This is a genomic window from Paenibacillus sp. FSL H8-0034, assembly GCF_038000305.1.
In the GTDB taxonomy this organism is placed as follows: domain Bacteria; phylum Bacillota; class Bacilli; order Paenibacillales; family NBRC-103111; genus Paenibacillus_S.
Genome location: NZ_JBBOBS010000001.1, coordinates 4,625,287 through 4,643,369 on the forward strand (window position 1 = coordinate 4,625,287; position 18,083 = coordinate 4,643,369).

An 18,083-nucleotide genomic window follows, 5' to 3' on the forward strand; every position below is an offset into this window, starting at 1 on the left:
CGACTTCCATTCTGTATGTTATGTTAGTCAAACGTCATGTGACTGGACGCTTTAAAAATATTCAGTGAGAAATACCCACCTTACCCGGTCAGGGGCTGTGTTTTCTTGCGCCTTTCTTTTAATAAAAAGGTCAACGGAATGGCAGCAATACAAATGATGGTCGCCGTCATAAAAACATCCTGCACCCCTAAGGTCATCCCCTGCTCTCTCACGAGCTGGACACCTGCCGACGCTCCAGCACTAAGCTCTTTCTGGTGAGTCAACGATCTGGCCGCGAGCAAAGAACTGAAAACTCCAATGGACAATGCTCCTGTAGCTTGGCGCACCCAGTTCGTCACGGACGAAGCGTGTCCTGAATTCTCCTTGGGAATAGCAGACATCCCTGCATTCATGACTGGCATAAATGCCAAGGCAATCCCCACATAACGAATTGTCATCCAACAGGCCACATACATATGAGTCGCCTGGAGCGTGATATGACTCAACTCCCAAGTTGATACGATCAACAGTACAATACCACTTAGAATCAACCAAAAAGGACCTATCTTGGTATACAGCTTTCCGACAATTGGGGAAAAAAAAGCCATAACCATGGAACCAGGCAGCAGCACCAAAGCCGTGTTCAAAGCTGTCGATTGCTGAATATCCTGCAAAAACACCGGAATTAAAAAGGTTCCCGAATACAACGAAGCCGTAATAATGCAATTAATAATCAAGCTGTACGTGAAGCGGTTGGTTTGGAACACGCGCAGGTTGAGCAACGGTTCTTTCAGGGAAAGCTCGCGGCGAATGAAATAGACCAAAGTCGCTGCCCCAATGATCAGAAACGAACATGTTTTCCAGGAGGTCCAACCCCAGCCATTTCCTTCGCTAAATGCAAGAATAATAAAAGAACTGCTGACAAGGACGGTAATAAAACCAGGTAAATCGAATGTATTAGACTTGCTTGCTCGTTGAAAAGGAAGGCACTTGAAAGCAACGGTAATCGCAACAAGTCCTATCGGTAAATTTAGTAAAAATAAAGATCTCCAGCCAAAGTATTCAGTTAGCCAGCCCCCCAGAGTCGGTCCAAAAGCCGGTGCCAGCATGGAGGATAAGCTCCATAAGCTCATCGCAAATGCCTGTCGGTCTTTTTCAATAAATTGGTAGATCATCGTCATCGTTGTAGGAATAATCAAGCCGCTGAACACACCTTGCAGAATTCGGAACAACACCAATGATTCAATATTCCATGCGATCGTACATAAGCCTGAGAATAAGGTAAAGCCGGATAAGGCAAATATATATAAACGCTTATAGCTCCACCGGTCACCAAAATAGCCGACAACCGGAGCGACGACCCCTGTAGCCAGCAAAAATCCGGTAATCATCCATTGAACCATGCCCAGCTCAGCGTGAAAATCTTTCATAAATATCGGAAATGCAACATTGATCGTTGTCGAACTGAGCATGGACATGAAATTTCCGAAAAAAATAGCCAAAATTATGAACCAAAACGATGCATTGCCAGCTGCCTTCTTAGCCACAATATCCTCCACCTTCTCACCCACATGTTTACTTGATGCAGATATTGGTTAACCCTATATTCTCCAACAGAGCGTGTAAATAATCGGGTTTATTTGTAAGTAGTTGTATGATACAATTATATGATGTATTTGTATTATACAACTACATATCCAAATGTCAATGCCATGCAAAGGAATGATGTACAGGTGCAAGAAAAGGATCTGCAATTGATCGATTATGAATTGGTCGTACTAATCCGACGTTCTTCTTTGGACAAAGAGCTGGGAGGACTTGATCGATCCACCTACACGCTGCTCACACAGCTGTCCATGAGTGGGCCCGTTGGAGTTAAGGCGTTAGCTGACGAATTTCGTTTGGACATATCGACGATAAGCAGGCAAACGACTCATTTGGAAGCCAAAGGATATGTGCAGCGAATGCCCGATCCGACGGACGGAAGGTCCAGTTATTTTCAAGTCACGGAATTAGGTATGCGTAAAGTAAAGGAGGCCAAAAAAACCAGACTGGCCCGACATGCACAGCTATTCAAGGACTGGTCTGATGACGAACGTCAAAAGTTCGGTGAGCTGCTGGCAAGATTAAATCGGACGTTTGTTGAGTGAGTACATTAAAGGAGCAACAATTTATGATAGCAGTTGTTCAGAAGCTGCGAGGACACTATTTGTTTCGGGCACGGAACGTACTTTTCTGAAGATAAGTACAAGAGGAACTCTTGAACGAGAATATCAAATGACACAATTTTTACATACCCATAACGTTGCGCCCAAGGCCGTAGTCTATGAATCAGATTTAGATCATGATTATTTGCTTACAGAGGCGGTAAGCGGCGAAGATGGAACGGCCTTACTACACATTGAAAATCCTGGAAAATTGGCAAGTGTATTCGGTGTATATCTAAAAATGCTGCATTACTTCCTACCCGAGGGTTGTCCTTACCCTAATAGGAGTAACGAATTGTTAAAAGCTAAGGATGCTAAGGGGATAGACCTTAGTATAGCTAACGAGTATAGCTATTCACCTATCGACAATGTGATCATTCATGGAGATTACTGCTTACCTAATATCATTATGGATAACTTTTCATTCAAAAGTTTTATTGATTTAGGAGACGGCGGGCTTGGCGATAGGCACAATGATATTTATTTGGGCTTATGGACACTAAACTATAACTTGAAGACAGATACATATAGAGATTTGTTTTTGGATGCTTATGGACGCAGTGATGTTGACGTATACGGACTGAATTACTTTACAAAATTGATGAAGTTGACCTCATAGGTTTGTCCAATCTCGTGTAAACGCAGTTAAAGACTTCTTCCCGATGGAAGAAGCCTTTAACCGGATTCTCATTATTTTCCATACGTCATTTTGTATCGTGTAGCTTTCTAACTTAACTGTATAGCGTTTTCCAGCTTAATGGCCGTAAAGCTCGGAACCCCATTCTTCACAGCTACCCATATGATATGATGAAATTCGTCCAGCCCAGTTTTATGCTTGTTGGCGCCAGTTCTCCCCATTTGGATATGTTGATTGCCAGCTTTCTTCTCAACCTCCAGCTTATGAAAATGACCGGCAAGCATTGTATACGGTCTTGAATTCAAGGCTTGGACCATTCGCTCGAATACGGTACCGTCCGTATTCCAGATCGGTCGATGTGTCATGACAAAGGTCCAATCTACATCTTGATGCTCATTAAGTACTTTTTCGATAAATGCAAACTGTTCCTCCCCAATGCAAGGCTTCGGTTGAGGTGCGCTTGGCTCTTGTGCCTGCTGCTTGGAAATGTTAGACAGCAGTGCCTGAATCACCTCTTCAGCTTTTTCCGGTTCACGCTTGCTAAGGATTTCTGTCTCCCTAAATGCAAGCTCAAGTTCAGGGGAAAGTGAATGCTGCGGTTCTTCCGTATTTAAAGCCAAAAATAAAACATTCCCATAACGAAAGGCATAATAATCCAATCCCTTCCGTTCCTGCCAAACCTGCTTCATAACCACACTACTATAATCATGATTGCCAGCAATCGGCAAGAACGGCAATCCTGTACTTTTAATGTGGGCTTCAAGCTCGTCCCATTCCCGATGAGCGCCCTCTGCGTGCTGCCAATATCCTTCAATCAAATCGCCAACTGCAACGATAAAATCCGGGTTCATATTCTTGACCAACCCTAATGCCTCTTCAAACACTCCTTCAATTGCAAAACCGGTACGATCCCCCATGATAACAAACTGGAAATTATTGGATGATATCTGCGGTAATTCTCCTACCCACGGTCGCTTGTCTGTTTGAAAAAGCTGATCATCATAAAACATTTTCATATTTAAAATCTCCTTTTCGGGTCATTTTTGGGCGTCTAGTAATAGCTGTACCTGCTTCGCTGCCGACTTCACTGCATCCTCTGGTGTAATAGAAACATCCATCAGAGCCTTTTTGATTTCATCCTGAATTTTTATCGATATTTCCTTGTATCCTCTCATTGTTGGCCTTGAACGTGCAAAATCAAGCTGATCATAGGCAACGCGATATTGTGGTGTTTTAGTCCATAGCTGCTTAATTCGCTCACTTTCCTTTGCTTCCTTTGTCACGGGGATATACCCAGTAACTTCGCTCAATTGAGCCACATTTTCCTTTTGCGCAAGCCATTTAATAAAATCCACGGCAGCCTTCTTTTCCTGCGTTGATGACTTTGCTAGAACCGTCAGATTGGAGCCAGTTGTGCTCGCTGCATACTGCTGCCCTGCCGGTAGAAAACCTACACCAAGATCGAATTTATCCTTTGCACCCTCAAGCATAGTAGGCAATGTAGCCGATGTTGTAAAAATGATTGCGGCTTTCTGTGAGATGAAGTCGTTAATCGCCGATAAATGCGCATTTGATTCCTGACCGGACGGTATCTTCATGGAACCGTTCTTGATCATGTCTTGATATAATCTGACTGTAGCGTAGCCCGCTTCGTTATTGAAAGCGACTTGCTTTTCATCTGGCGAGAACATTTCACCTTTTTGCTGAAATACACCATCCTCGAAAAAGATCACGTCAATTGGCATCTCAAAACCGACAACCGATTTGTTTTTATCAGTCGTTTTTAAAGCAAACGATTTCAGCTCCTCCCAATTTTTTGGACCTGCATCTGGAAGCCCTGCGTCACGCAGCATATTCTTGTTGTAGTACATGACAAAAGTACTTCGATAAAAAGGTATTCCGAGCAATTGATCCTTGATTAAGGCATTATTCAACATACCTGGATGAAAAGCAGCAATCTCTTCTTTTGAAAAATACGTTTTTAAATCGTCCAATGCACGGGATAAACCGAATTCCGACGTTTGCGTCGTAGCAAGCATCGCTATGGCCGGCTGATTACCCGCAAGAATGGCGGCTTGCAGCTTGGTGGCAAGTGCACTGCCATCGCCCAAGTTCACTCCAGTTACCTTAACGGCGGCTTGTTCGGAATTATATTTGCTGATCATCTCCTCTGTTGCTTTGCTTAGCTGAGCGGCTTGTGCATACCAATATTCAATTTTGGTCACAGAAGCAGCTGTATTTTCGGATTTGGCACCTCCCGAGCCTGCTTTATCCCCTGCTGGGTTATCTGTCTTGTTGTTTCCTGCACACCCGGCAATCGATAGTACTGTCACCAAGATAGTTAAATTTAATAAAAGCTTCTTCATAAAGTTCTCTCCTCGTATAGTTCAATTATCTATTTGATGCCGCTGTATGTAAAAGCGGACTTGATGTGTTTGCTGGCAAACAAATAAATCATAAAAATCGGCGCCACTAGAATAACGTTGCCAGCCATTAGTAATTGCCAATGCGTACCCTCGGTATTGGTCAATTTGATCATTCCAACCGTCAACGTATGAAGCTGCTCGCTGCTCGTCATGATTAGCACCCAAAATAAATCGTTCCAGTGTGTGATAAAAAGCAGCAAAGTGACGGTAACTATGATTTGCTTGATCATGGGAAGCAGCATATTCAACACAAGCCTTCCTTCTGACAGCTGCTCCAACTTTGCCGCATCGATAATGTCGTCCGGTAATTGCTTAAAGGATTCAGTCAGTAGGAAAATGGCAAATGGCGAAACCATATAGGGGATCGTCAATGCTGCATATGTGTTAATCCAGCCTAACTCACTGAGCAGCAGGTAGATCGGAATGATTACAACCTGCATCGGAAGCATCATACCCGCAAGTATCATAGCGTACACGATTTTAGATCCCTTAAATCGTCTTCTTGCGAACGCATAAGCAGCTGGTATTGCGACAATCAATTGGAGAGCGGTGGTTAGTATGGCAACGAGAAAGCTGTTAAACACATAACGGGGAAAAGGTCCCGTCTTCCATACATCCAAATAGTTCTCAAACTTCAATTGCTTCGGAAAAAACGATGGTGGAAAAACCAGCGTCTCCGGCAGCGTCTTAAAGGAGGTAACAATCATCCAATAAAACGGAAACAAATAGATCAGTCCGACCGCCAGCAACAAGAGTAACCCTGCCGCTTCTGGGAGGTTTACACCAAATACGCGTTTGCTCATTTTTTGAACCGCCTTTAGATTAATGATAATGAACACGGGAGCGTAGTATCAGGAAGTTCGCAATCGTCACAATGGACACAATCACAAACAGGATCACCGCTCCAGTCGAAGCCTCACCAAATTTATAAAATTCGAATCCCGTTTGATAAATCCAATAAACAAGCACATTTGAGGAGTTGGCAGGTCCTCCGCTTGTCAAAACTTTGACGGAATCAAACACTTGTAAAGAGCTGATGATATTCACAGTCAGCATAAAAAAGAGCGTTGGCGATAACAGCGGAATAATAATTCGGGTAACTATTCGGACTGGATTTGCATTATCCAAACGTGCGGCTTCCAGCACAGGTATCGGAATAGCGTGCATGCCCGCAATAATGAGCAAAATATTAAATCCGAGACTTTTCCATATGGCCACCAGAATCAATGACATCAACGAAGTGGCCGGACTATCGATCCATAGTAACGTGGGCAAGTGAAGCGATTGGAGTATCATGTTCAGTAACCCATAATCCCTATCCATCATCCACATCCATAATAAAGATATAGAAACTAATGGGATGATATGGGGCGTGAACACCGCAGTCTGAACAAATTGATGCAGCTTTCCCGGACGATTCAACAGAACAGCCAATACAAGCGATAAAGTACAGGAAATAGAAACCATAAAAAAAGAATAAAAGAACGAATTTCGTAAAACCTGCAAAAAATCTTGTGATTGTGCCAAACTCAAGTAGTTCTGTACGTCAACAAACTTCCACGTATTGCTTAGCAGATCAACTTTGTAAAGACTTAGATAAAATAAATAAATAACAGGATAAACCGTAAACACAAGACAACCGATCAACGCAGGCAGGATGTATAAAAAGGGTCTATAATCGAGTCGATGGCTCCGAGTCATATGTATTCTCTCCTTTGGTGTAAGGGTTATAAGTCGAGTCGATTAAATGTCGGTGAGCAGCATATCTTGAAGCTGTACCCTATTCGAAGCTGTTAAACCGACCGCTTCTTCCAAATAACGGTCTATGTCCCCGTAACGCATATGGATTTCATCGAACGCAGCCTGAAGATACTCTCGTTTCGCTTGCATCACAGCCCACAGAACATCCCAATCCGCTTCTTGCGCAAGCTTCGGTTTAATGAATGCAAGAGTTTGTAGATCGGCTTCTTCTCTGAACGTATTGGTGAGTAGATAGTCCTCCATAATGGTTTGCTCCGGGACACCTAAAGCCAATAAAACTATTGCCGATCCGAAGCCTGTGCGATCCTTTCCGGCGGCGCAATGCTGAACCATTGGCAGGTTGCCGGGCGTTAATAGAAGTTCGAACAAAATGGTAAATGACTTCGTAAAATCGGAAACATACCGCTGATTGGCTAAAGTCAGCATTTCGCCCGTTGGGCCCAGCAAATGAAGCTTGTCCATGGCGATCATGTCCATATAGTTCATACGTGATCGATGCCTTGGAGAATTCACTTCAATAGGAATTCCAATTTGCTGGGCATCCCCGATTGATGGATTGGGTTTCAATTCCGCCTCGTATTCAGCTCGGTAATCGCAAATCATCTTCAATCCGCATTGCTGCAGGTATAGTCGATCGGCCTCGGTCAAACCAATCAGTTCTTCTGATCGATAGAGCATTCCCCATTTAATATAACGTCCATCCACTGTTTCATATCCGCCCATATCCCGAAAGTTTATGGAGCCTTGAAGCGGTAGTCTCCTTTCAGCTGTAATTCGTGCTCTACCGTGTTCAGACTTCAGTTTAAAATAAGTTCGTCGTCCCGGATTCGGGTCGTCGAATGATAATGATGAGACACCTATAGCAGTTTCATCCAATTCTTCATTCACATCAATTGGCGACACTCCGGTAAAAACCTTCACTTTTCCCAATGCCATTTCCTTGTCCCATTGAATGTGCATTCGGTTTCCAATACGATTTACTTCTACGTTTGATATTTGAATCTCCATTACTTTTGTTGAACCCCTCTCTTGTGTATCCATTAATGTATACATATAAGTGTACAATCCATTTGTTAAATGAATATCATCGTTTAATGAAGAATTTATTAATGAAATTGCCGCTCCGAGCAATAGGCTAAGATTCGTTTTTTATTGCAACATCGAGTCAAACCGTGTAGAATTCTAGTGAGATAAAGCTGAAGGGAACATTTTGACAATGCCCAAATTATCCTTAGAATCTATTGCCTATACCAATATTCGCCAAAAGATTATCTCCTGCGAGTACTTGCCTGGAACGGTATTATCCGAAAACGAGCTTGCCATTGAATTTAATATGAGTCGCACTCCAATACGGTCCGCGCTCTCTCGTTTGGAATCAGAGGGATTTATCATTTCCTTCAACAAACGGGGCATCTTGGTGAAGGATATCTCGCATAAAGAACTCGTACACATCTATGAATCGATTCTGGCTCTGCAATTGTACGTACTGGATCAAGCCGTATTACGTCAATACACGTTCGATGAAAAGAAGTTGAAATCATATCTGGACATACAAATAGAAGCCAGCCAAAAAAATGATTATAAGGTATACATTGAAAATTCTGTTTTGTTCAGACGAACTGTCATTTCTGCAGCAAACAACGATACGATGCTGAATATGATCGATTCCTACAAAGACAAGGTCATAATGAAATCATTGCTTCATTGGAAACAAACACCCCATCTGCAGCACTACTCTGCAAATCGAATCAATCAATCGGTATACGAATCAATACTTAAAGGGAATTTCGGAGAAGCGAAACAATCGCTGATCGAAGCGTTTGAAAAGATCCTATATCGGACCGCGATGGATGTTCCGGGGTTTGATAGCTAAAGCAAGTGCACCCCTTAGCATACACATTGGATTAAACTCAAAGTTTATCCGATGCGTGCTAGGGGGTGCATTTTTTGCGAGTGGTAATCTCGGTAAAGCAGCCTACATTGATTTGTAAATCGAATATTTCATAAGCACTACTTCTATGCCCCTCAAGTAAGATCTCCTCTTTTGTCGCCTCTTTAATTCTCTTAACCAACTTTGTGTTTGTAAGCATATATCGATCAATTGAAATTAAAAATTCGCCGTATTACTTGTATATACTTAAATATTACTTTAATATACTTATATTATAGAGTAAAGTTACTTACAAGAGGTGAGATTGATGTATCAAGAAGAACGGTTACTGAAAATACTCGATTATATTAATATACATCACGCGATGAGTGTTATGGATATCTGCTCTCTTTTAGATGTATCTAGAGATACAGCCCGAAGAGATATTGTTAAATTAGTACAAGAAGGAGTTGTTATCCGTACACATGGAGGTGTCGCTCTGCCTCAATTGCAGAAGGAAATAGCCACATATCAGGAACGTTTAATTGACGAAACAGACAGTAAAAGAACCATTGGGAAGTTAGCAGCTAAACTGGTTCAAGATCGGGAAACAGTCATTTTAGACGTATCAACTACGGTACAGTCTGTAGCAGAGCAAATTACAGCTAAACATATTACGGCTATCACACATTCCATTGATATTGTAGGGATTCTGGCAGGTCGGGAAGATCTGCAAGTTTATGTGCTCGGCGGCTATTTACATGCCAAAAATCGGTTATTATTCGGCCCCTCCGTCATCGATAAGCTAAGAGAATTAAGAGCTGATAAGGCATTTATCGGAGCTACAGCTATACGAGCCGATGGGCTTTACTTTCCTTACGAAGATGATGTTTCTGTTAAAAAAGAGATGGCCCGCAGATCGGATCAGGTAATTGTTGTCGCAGATTTCACGAAGTTTACAAGTAAGTCGGTTTATCGTTTAGATTTTGACTTTGTAGACATTTTGATTACCGATCAAGAGGTACCTATTGAAATAAGAGAAGTACTTCATAATAAAAATATAACGATTATTCAATGTGCGGAGAAAGACAAATTCGAGGAGGATTACAGAGATGAGTCTTAAAATTTTACACAATGTAAACGTGATTCAAGAAGATAACTCTCGTTTATCTGCCGTACTTTGGATACGTGACGGAATTATTGAAAAGCTAGAAAGTGGTCTGTCTTCTCTTCCTAAGGGCGAATATGAACTTATGGATGGTCAAGGACATTTATTAATACCAGGTATGATCGATGTTCATATTCACGGTGCCAACGGGTTTGATATGATGGACGGAAGTGAGACGAGTATTCAAGAGGTGTCTCGGGCATGTGCACAAACAGGCTGCACCTCGTTCCTGGTCACTTCCGTCAGCTCGACTATTGAACAATTATTAACTATGATTCGTAGTGTGAAACGTGTCATAGGACATGAAGTCGGGGCCAAAATTGCAGGGCTTCATCTAGAGGGTCCTTACCTGAATCCGAAGCGTAAAGGTATGCAAAACGAACGATTTTTACGACATCCGAATCTTGCAGAAATGAAAGAAATTTTTAACGAAGCAGATGGACTAATTAAGATGGTTACAATAGCCCCCGAATTGCCTGGCGGGATGGAACTCATCTCCTTTCTGAAGGAAATGGGCGTAGTTATCGCCGTCGCGCATTCGGATGCCACATACGAGGAGGCCAAGCAAGCCTTTGAAGCAGGAGCGAGTCATGTTACGCATTGTTTCAACGGCATGCGTCCGATTCATCATCGGGATCCCGGTCTGGTAGTAGCCGCTTTTGAAGAAGAACATGTAAGTCTCCAAGCGATTGTAGATGGCATTCATTTGCATCCTGCGATCGTTCGAATGATGCATCGTCTGAAAGGGCCGGATGGCATGGTACTTATCACTGATGCTTTGCAAGCCATGGGACTAGGTGATGGTAACTATATGTTCGGTGGCCATCATGTTACGGTTTCCAAAGGCGTAGCACGCCTGGAGGATGGAACTTTAGCCTCCAGTACGGTTACGATGAATGAGGCACTGCGTCTAACCGTAGAAACCGGCATTCCTTTAAAAGACGCGGTTACAATGGCATCAAGATCACCTGCACGAATACTTGGCCTTGATACTATAGGTAGTATCTCCATGGGGTTTGATGCTGATCTTATTTTGTTAGATGAACAATTCCAAGTTCAATGGACAATGATTAAGGGTTATATCGTCTAATGTTGGGGTAGAATACTGAGCTGGAATATCTTCCTCCATAATGCCCACATCCCTGAATACGAGGACTGCCGAATCATACCGACAGCCTCGTCCTAGTTGTTTGGAGCTATCCTTTCCCGTTAAAGCCACGATGTCATAACAAAGCTTTCTACGCTTTGCCCTGTAAGTAACAACTTTCCTTAAGATCTTGTTTGTTGTTCATTTGAAGCGATGGATCAGTCAAAAATCGTCTTAACCAATTGGGCCGCTGCTGTATCCCCTTAGAGAATGCCGGCAGTCTGAACACTACCTCCGCCGCTTTGTTCCACATCAACAAATCCCAACTTCTCCCCAGTATAAAAGCAGGATTAGGTTCAAGAGCAAGCACTGTTCGCTTCAAACCGAGTTTGTGTTTGCCAGTTTTTAGCCTCTTATCCTTTTTGTGGGCTTTCTCCCTAAATAAAAAAAAACCACGCTGGGCGCAGTTTCTCATTTACCAAATCCACTTTTGTTGTCGTTTCCTTTTCCTTTTCCTTTACCATTATAGAGAGAGACTTCTTCTACAATAGAATCTTCCGGTAATCCAAACTCCTTCAATACTTCTTCTAAGACATGATATGCTGGTCTCTCGGTTACTGGATTCTTCATTTCAACCCTAAATTTGTCAGGATAATAACCCTTTACTGCCGCATATTCATAAGTGTTCCACCATTGATTCCTTATATAGTCTACCGCTTCAGCTTGTGACATCGTGGAAATTGACTCAGCATCCTTGCTTATGTTGATCTCTACCAAAGTATTTGTGATGCCATACAGGAAGTCACTCTTAGTTCTACGTTTATACACATTCACAACTGTAGTTGTAACATCTAATAGGATGCCGCCATTTACTTTATCTGCGGTAACATCGCCTAAACTGACTATTTTATTGTCGATTGCCTTTACCTCTTGCATGATCTAAGTTCCTTCTCCCCATACTACAATTTTTCTATGGCAACAGTATTTAAATCGCAGCATCTAAAATAGGTTTGGCGCATGTCAGCTGTGGCTCTGTCCAAAGATTCATGGTTAATTATATACGTTAAAAGCAGTATCTTCAAATTTAATTAAGGAAGATCTCGAAATGGCTTATTATGCTTTTAATAATTAAAAGCTTCTAACAGTTTTTCCATCGTTTCATAATCGGGAAGCTGCATCACCCTATCAATCGAGGCACTTAGACCCTCCACAGCAAACACTGATATATCCGTTGAATTACCAACGACACCCGTACGAAATCCATACCTCTCCCATGCCAGCTTTTGCACTTCGGTATCCTTTAGAAAAGATATCAGTACCCTCGCCTTCTCATTCAAAGGCACAATGGTATGAACGGACCACAAAGTTGGAGCGGGATACAGCATTCTTGGCATGGCGCTTTGCTGGAGCTGCTTCCAAACCTCGGGATTTTGCTTGGCAAAATAAAGGACATCACTTTCGTAGCCGACAATAATTTTATGGCTGCCTGCTCCTGTTTTCAGATATTCCTCGAACAGCTCGGTAGTCGAAGATTTTTTGAATCCCGATTTGGCAAAAATAGTTTGAATTGCATTCTGTACTCCAGGAATCGAAGCTTGTGTGATTACATGACCATCACTCAAGGCATCGGCGGCAATCGCGGCATAGGAGTTGCCAGAGTTGGATTTTTTCGGATCGGAAGTATCAACCACAATAGGACCATAAAGCTCTGTTAATCCGATATCCGACCATTTTTTATCGTCCATAACGAGCTGCAGCAGCTGTTTGTTATCCAGAGTCAGGGAATGATCGGGTTGCTGCTGGACGATCCCCAGCTGCTGAAGTGGACGCACCACCCGCTCCCAGCTATAGTAGACAAGTGGTGTACGAAATATCTCTTCGGTGCCATTTATTTTAGTAAGACTTTTGAGCTTCTCCACGACGGTTTGGCTGGCTGGAAAAACAAAATCATAATCTTTCAATTTCTGCGCATCCGTCATTTCCAATGATCCCGACTTGAAAGTATCCAGGGTGATTCCATATTTGGTTTTCGCCAGCTTTTGAAAATCAGGATCTCCAAACAAAGCCTCCTTCTCGCTGCCGATCAGTCCCTTGAGGACTATAGAAGTGCTCATGGGTGGGTTTACATTACCGTAGTTAGGGTCGGGTTTCCATACCGTTTTGACCAGAACGCTAATGATGATAACCAGTAAAACGAGACTGATACCGATAACCTGTGCTTTTCTCATTGTACATCCTCCCATTCCAGCATTTGGCTGACTACATCCATTTTGATTGCCAGATCGGACAGGTCATTGATCAGCAGCTTGTTGTATTGTGCGATAAAATTAACCTTGACGCCCTCTAGCACCTCTTCGATCTTACGCAATACCGCATTACTGGAAGCATTGAGGTAGCTTTTGGAGGAAAGCGAAACATAGCGGTTCACCATTTCCAAGGTATTATCCAGGTAGAAGGTCAGCAGCTGCTTCGATGCAGGTAGATCGGCTGATTTCTTCTGAATGAGCAGCATGATTTGCATACTGGCTCCAACAATTTCATTCACATCATTTTGAATTCGTGGATTGGAAATATGATAGGAAGCACTTCGCAGCAGCTCCAGCTTTACCTTGGCAGCTCGAAGCAGTAATTTGGTTTCCTTGGCTGCCGGGTCCGCGGCTGTGAGCGTCAAATGCAGGCCCACGTACAGAATCGCATCCAGCACCAGCGATAAAGGTATACTGAGATCTAATACGAACATGAAAAACACAAAAGCCCCGGAGCACAACGTAAGTGATAATAACAGCGTAAATTGCGGCAGAGCCATTAAGCGTGAGATCAATTGTATCCCCTCACTTTCTTAAACGCCCCTGTCAGATCACCGCCGCTTGGGAAAACGTCGGCATGTGTCAAATTAGAGATAGCCCGCAGCTGCTTTTCATCGGCATCCCCAAACGTAATCGAGAATACAGGAATGTCCTTTCCAAGCGTTGTGTATGCATGCTGAAAATCGTTAATTCGACCACTAGACATCCCGTCCGTCATAAGCACGACAGAAACAACATATTTGTCCGTATCCACCTTGCCCAGCAAATTCAGCGCTGCGATGGACGGGTCATAAATATTCGTTCCCCCGCTTGCACCAAGCTTCTGTATTTTATCCAATAAAGCCGGGAATTGTCCGGGACCTACAGCACTCCATTTATCTATAAGGTCCGAATTAAAAGGCATGACTACGATGGTATCCTCAGCAGAGGATTGCAGGAGCACCTGCTTTGCTTTTTCTTGATTCAGCAGTAGCCCCATCGCTTCCTTCACTCCCCGTTCGCCACCATTCGTAGACATGCTGCCGGAATAGTCGATGCAAAAGACGGTATATGAAGGCTTTTTAAACAGGGTTTGATACCTATTTAATGCTTCGCGAATCACCTCGGGCTCCGGGAATGGGATCGGAGATAAAGTCTTGCTCATATCGATACCCCAATCCGGGTTAAACACTGCTTTGTCTACCCCAGCAACAACACCACCGAAGCCTGTTCTTCTGCCTAATGACAGAATTTCCTTTTGGGTTCCGGCTGACAACAGATAGCCCTGCAGTGACTTAAACCGTTCCTCCGCCTCTGTCTTTCCGTTGTTAATATAACCCAGTGAATAGTCCGCTACCGTCAGCCCATTAGTTGGATAGATCAGATATAAGGGTTCTTTATTAGCGGCAATCAGACTTTTATTCGCCTCGATCAACACGGCTTCGTAATTGACCATTGCATCAAAATCCGCTTTGAGAAACAGGTCCTTCAGCCATTCTGAGCTGCCGCTCGAACGGTTCACCCCATTTAGCAAGCTTTTCATTTTTACCGCTAGCTCTGGTTTTTGCAGATCCTGGATAGTCAGGGTAGATGGATTGTCTAGCATCGCATACAGAAATCCGATATAGGCGGATGCCCCTGAATTAGACTGCGAAGCCGATGTCATCGCAAATTGCAGCTTCTTCTGCTGCACCGCCTCTGCCAGCTGCTGCACGGTTACATCACGACCGACAAACCCCAGCTTCTCCGCTACGCTTTTACGGATGCCCCATACGACTGGCGAGGTCATTATCGACTTTTGTTCTTTCACCCGCTGGTTCGTATCTCCCATGGAAATCCATTGGGAATTCGCCAGCCATACCGCATCATAATCGGCATAGTGGCCGGAAAGCTCAGACATGCTGTCCACCGATCCTTTAAATACAAACTCAACATCGAAACCTTGTGTGTCCGTAAATTTGTCAATCAGCGGTATCAGTGCCTTGTTCTCCGAGCTAGAAAGGATACGGAGCTTGGGCTTGCTGGGAGATTGCAAGACTTGACAGCCTGCAGCAACTAGTGAAGTCACAATAATCAGCATCAGCGATAATAAAACAAACCTTTGATTTTTACACATTTGGCGCGCCCTCCCTGTATGATAAGCATGACATTTTATCCGAATACCTTCATAATAAATTAACATGATTATGGGAAATAACGATTATTGTTAACGCATTGTTAGATATTCGGAGAAAATAAATACTTGTTGGAAAACGCAGCCACAAGTGTATGAAAATCAGGGTCCCCTCAGCCTTTTTTATGTTTCCTCTTTTTCAAAATGTATGTTTTAATGTAAGAATGACGGCTGCTTTTGTCGAACAGGATCTGACCAGAATTGAAGGAGGAACGGAGCATGACTTCCGTTTGGGAACAACTAGAGAAGCAAGTGCCGATATGGCTTGAAGAAAGCCGCAAACAAGCCTGCTCAGGGAACGTAGCTGCCTATATACCAGAGTTGGCTAATGCTCCACGGGAAGCGCTTGGCTTCACGATTATTGACGATCAAACACGTATTATCACCGCCGGGGACTACGATATGCGGTTCACCCTGCAGAGCATATCCAAAGTTTTTACACTGCTGCTGGCGTTAATGGATCAAGGGGAAGCTGGCGTATTCTCCAAAGTAGGCATGGAGCCTACCGGTGACAATTTCAATTCGATGCTGAAGTTGGAGCTCGTCGATCCAGGCATTCCTTTTAATCCTTTAATTAACGCAGGAGCTATTACTGTGTCCTCACTTATAGCCGGATCAACTCCAGCCGAGAAGACGAACCGCATTCTTTCCTTTTTCCACGAATTGACTGGAGATCCGACACTAACCTTTAATGAAGCCGTGTATCGTTCAGAAACGAATACGGCACATCGCAATCGTTCCCTAGCCTACTTCCTTAAAGCCAACCGTGTTCTTGGAGATGAGGTCGATGTTGAAGAGGTATTGGAGGTTTACTTCAAGCATTGCTCGATAGAAGTTTCCTGCTCGCACCTGGCCAGAATGGCACTCGTATTAGCCTTCGACGGCACTGATCCGATGACGGGACGGAAGCTGGTTCCCCGTCGTTACGTGCAAATTGCCAAAACGTTCATGCTGACTTGCGGGATGTACAACGAGTCCGGTGCTTTTGCAATCCGTTCAGGATTACCGGCGAAAAGTGGGGTGTCCGGTGGCATTCTTGCGTTAGTGCCAGGCCAATACGGTATTGGTGTGGTAGGCCCTGCCTTGAACACCAAAGGCAACAGCACCGCTGGAGTCCATCTGCTGGAAACTCTCTCTACCGCTTTTGATTGGAGCATCTTTTAACGATTGACCCCGAATCCGAATATGAGCGTACAAAACAAAAACGGCTAACCTCCCATAAGAGGCAAACCGTTTTTTATTTTGCAGGAAACTGCAGGACTATGGAGAGCCGTAAACGTCGTAACGTCTGATGTGAGCGTTCCGCCCGACTGGTTTATTACCATTTCTGAATGTGCTACTCAAGTCCAATTATTGGACGGTACTCAAATGGATCTTTTTCACATAGTTTTGTAATGGCTTGATATACGTGTTTTGGGAAAAGGAGTTGGAGTGATGGTGCTGTATAAAAAAGTGAATATCGAGGGGTTGACTCTGTTTTTTCGTGAGGCCGGGGCTCCAAGCCATCCGACCATTATCCTGCTTCATGGATTTCCCAGCTCCTCCCATATGTTCAGGGATTTGATTCCTCTGCTGGCAGATCGATTTCATGTCATCGCTCCTGATTACCCCGGATATGGAAACAGCAGTATGCCTCAAGCAAAAGAATATCCATATACCTTCGAGCAGCTCTCCATGGTGATCGAAAAACTCATCGCCAAGCTCCATATTTCCCGCTATATATTGTATGTCCATGATTATGGGGGACCGATCGGATTTAGGCTGGCCATACGCAATCCGCACCGCATTCTTGGTTTTGTTATTCAAAATGCCGTGGCCCATGAGGAAGGGCTGGGGAAACCGTTCGATCTCTTTAAAGCTCTGTGGGCGAACCGCAACCCGGCAACCGAAGCGGCATTTTCCGAGCTTGTAACGTTTGATTTTACAAAGAAGCAGTATATGACAGGAGCATGCCAATCTTATCTGATTAGCCCTGATGGGTATTCGATGGACCAGTTTTTTCTGGACCGTCCTGGAAATAGCCAAATTCAGCTCGAGCTAGGCTACGATTATAGACACAACGTGGAGCAATACCCTTTATGGCAGCAATATTTGCGGACCTATCAGCCTCCGACACTTGTAACGTGGGGTAAAAACGATTTTATCTTTACGTTGGAGGGGGCCTTCGCCTTTAGCAAAGAATTGAAAAATATCGAAACCTATCTACTATGTGGTGGGCATTTTGTGCTAGAGGAACAAAGCCGGCCTGTTTCCGAGCTTATCAAGCGCTTTTTTGGTCGCCTATATGCTTGGCCGTGAACAGTGAATGATTCGGCCATCGGTTGATTGACCAGCTCTTCCGCGGCAAAATCTATCGTGTATGCAAAGGAATTGGGGGGTTACACAATGTATTCACAAAAAGATCATAAGAAAGGGTTTGAAAAGCAAGTCGGCTTCGCTTATCATTAAAAAGAGACCGGACGGTTCGGTTTTATTTTGTGCCAAGGAGGA

18 protein-coding genes are annotated in these 18,083 nt (G+C 43.7%); 7 read left to right on the plus strand and 11 right to left on the minus strand.

Going from position 1 to position 18,083, the window contains the following annotated elements:
- Positions 1-80 precede the first annotated feature (80 nt).
- Positions 81-1,526, minus strand: a complete 1,446-nt coding sequence (locus NST47_RS20860) for an MDR family MFS transporter (RefSeq protein WP_341156842.1) — start codon at positions 1,524-1,526, stop codon at positions 81-83.
- Positions 1,527-1,712: 186 nt separating this feature from the next.
- On the opposite strand from NST47_RS20860, the gene NST47_RS20865 reads away from it, so the two are divergent.
- Entirely contained in the window at positions 1,713-2,129 is a 417-nt protein-coding gene (locus tag NST47_RS20865) for a MarR family winged helix-turn-helix transcriptional regulator (RefSeq protein WP_341156843.1), read from the plus strand.
- Positions 2,122-2,805 (plus strand): aminoglycoside 3'-phosphotransferase, encoded by a 684-nt coding sequence (locus NST47_RS20870; RefSeq protein WP_341156844.1) that lies wholly within the window; start codon positions 2,122-2,124, stop codon positions 2,803-2,805. Before NST47_RS20865 ends, NST47_RS20870 begins: the two co-directional genes overlap by 8 nt.
- 107 nt (positions 2,806-2,912) lie before the next feature.
- Here the strand turns inward: NST47_RS20870 and NST47_RS20875 are convergent, their stop codons facing one another.
- From NST47_RS20875 to NST47_RS20895, 5 genes are read right to left on the minus strand one after another with little or no spacing between them, the layout of a single operon-like run.
- A complete protein-coding gene (locus NST47_RS20875) occupies positions 2,913-3,839 on the minus strand; it encodes a metallophosphoesterase family protein (protein WP_341156845.1) in 927 nt (308 codons plus the stop codon).
- A gap of 21 nt (positions 3,840-3,860) precedes the next feature.
- The gene (locus NST47_RS20880) at positions 3,861-5,189 is read right to left on the minus strand and encodes an ABC transporter substrate-binding protein (RefSeq protein WP_341156846.1); all 1,329 of its coding nucleotides are present in this window, start codon (positions 5,187-5,189) and stop codon (positions 3,861-3,863) included.
- A 29-nt stretch (positions 5,190-5,218) separates the two neighbouring features.
- Positions 5,219-6,052 carry a carbohydrate ABC transporter permease gene (locus NST47_RS20885; RefSeq protein WP_341156847.1) on the minus strand — a complete coding sequence of 278 codons (834 nt, stop codon included), beginning with the start codon at positions 6,050-6,052 and terminating at the stop codon, positions 5,219-5,221.
- Positions 6,053-6,071: 19 nt separating this feature from the next.
- Positions 6,072-6,950, minus strand: coding sequence for a carbohydrate ABC transporter permease (locus tag NST47_RS20890; protein ID WP_341156848.1), 879 nt, complete (start codon positions 6,948-6,950; stop codon positions 6,072-6,074).
- Positions 6,951-6,992: 42 nt separating this feature from the next.
- Positions 6,993-8,051, minus strand: a complete 1,059-nt coding sequence (locus NST47_RS20895; RefSeq protein WP_341156849.1) for a tyrosine-protein phosphatase — start codon at positions 8,049-8,051, stop codon at positions 6,993-6,995.
- Positions 8,052-8,226: 175 nt separating this feature from the next.
- Here NST47_RS20895 and NST47_RS20900 point away from each other — a divergent pair, with 175 nt between their 5' ends.
- The 3 genes from NST47_RS20900 to nagA all read left to right on the plus strand — a co-directional run bounded on the left by NST47_RS20900 (position 8,227) and on the right by nagA (position 11,138).
- A complete protein-coding gene (locus NST47_RS20900) occupies positions 8,227-8,883 on the plus strand; it encodes a GntR family transcriptional regulator (RefSeq protein ID WP_341156850.1) in 657 nt (218 codons plus the stop codon).
- Positions 8,884-9,208: 325 nt separating this feature from the next.
- Positions 9,209-10,003 (plus strand): DeoR/GlpR family DNA-binding transcription regulator, encoded by a 795-nt coding sequence (locus NST47_RS20905; protein WP_341156851.1) that lies wholly within the window; start codon positions 9,209-9,211, stop codon positions 10,001-10,003.
- Positions 9,993-11,138, plus strand: a complete 1,146-nt coding sequence (nagA, locus tag NST47_RS20910) for an N-acetylglucosamine-6-phosphate deacetylase (protein WP_341156852.1) — start codon at positions 9,993-9,995, stop codon at positions 11,136-11,138. Before NST47_RS20905 ends, nagA begins: the two co-directional genes overlap by 11 nt.
- Positions 11,139-11,286: 148 nt before the next feature.
- On the opposite strand, the gene NST47_RS20915 is transcribed toward nagA, so the two are convergent.
- The 5 genes from NST47_RS20915 to NST47_RS20935 all read right to left on the minus strand — a co-directional run bounded on the left by NST47_RS20915 (position 11,287) and on the right by NST47_RS20935 (position 15,536).
- Positions 11,287-11,610, minus strand: coding sequence for an MmyB family transcriptional regulator (locus NST47_RS20915; protein ID WP_341156853.1), 324 nt, complete (start codon positions 11,608-11,610; stop codon positions 11,287-11,289).
- Positions 11,607-12,071 carry a hypothetical protein gene (locus NST47_RS20920; RefSeq protein ID WP_341156854.1) on the minus strand — a complete coding sequence of 155 codons (465 nt, stop codon included), beginning with the start codon at positions 12,069-12,071 and terminating at the stop codon, positions 11,607-11,609. The genes NST47_RS20915 and NST47_RS20920 overlap by 4 nt, the downstream gene beginning before the upstream one ends.
- 185 nt (positions 12,072-12,256) lie before the next feature.
- A complete protein-coding gene (locus NST47_RS20925) occupies positions 12,257-13,363 on the minus strand; it encodes a hypothetical protein (RefSeq protein WP_341156855.1) in 1,107 nt (368 codons plus the stop codon).
- A complete protein-coding gene (locus tag NST47_RS20930; RefSeq protein WP_341156856.1) occupies positions 13,360-13,941 on the minus strand; it encodes a 5-bromo-4-chloroindolyl phosphate hydrolysis family protein in 582 nt (193 codons plus the stop codon). Before NST47_RS20930 ends, NST47_RS20925 begins: the two co-directional genes overlap by 4 nt.
- Positions 13,942-13,952: 11 nt before the next feature.
- The gene (locus NST47_RS20935) at positions 13,953-15,536 is read right to left on the minus strand and encodes a vWA domain-containing protein (protein WP_341156857.1); all 1,584 of its coding nucleotides are present in this window, start codon (positions 15,534-15,536) and stop codon (positions 13,953-13,955) included.
- 276 nt (positions 15,537-15,812) lie between these two features.
- On the opposite strand from NST47_RS20935, the gene glsA reads away from it, so the two are divergent.
- Both glsA and NST47_RS20945 read left to right on the plus strand, forming a co-directional pair.
- Positions 15,813-16,757, plus strand: a complete 945-nt coding sequence (gene glsA, locus NST47_RS20940; RefSeq protein WP_341156858.1) for a glutaminase A — start codon at positions 15,813-15,815, stop codon at positions 16,755-16,757.
- Between the two features lie 270 nt (positions 16,758-17,027).
- Positions 17,028-17,891, plus strand: a complete 864-nt coding sequence (locus tag NST47_RS20945) for an alpha/beta fold hydrolase (protein WP_341156859.1) — start codon at positions 17,028-17,030, stop codon at positions 17,889-17,891.
- Positions 17,892-18,083 lie beyond the last annotated feature (192 nt).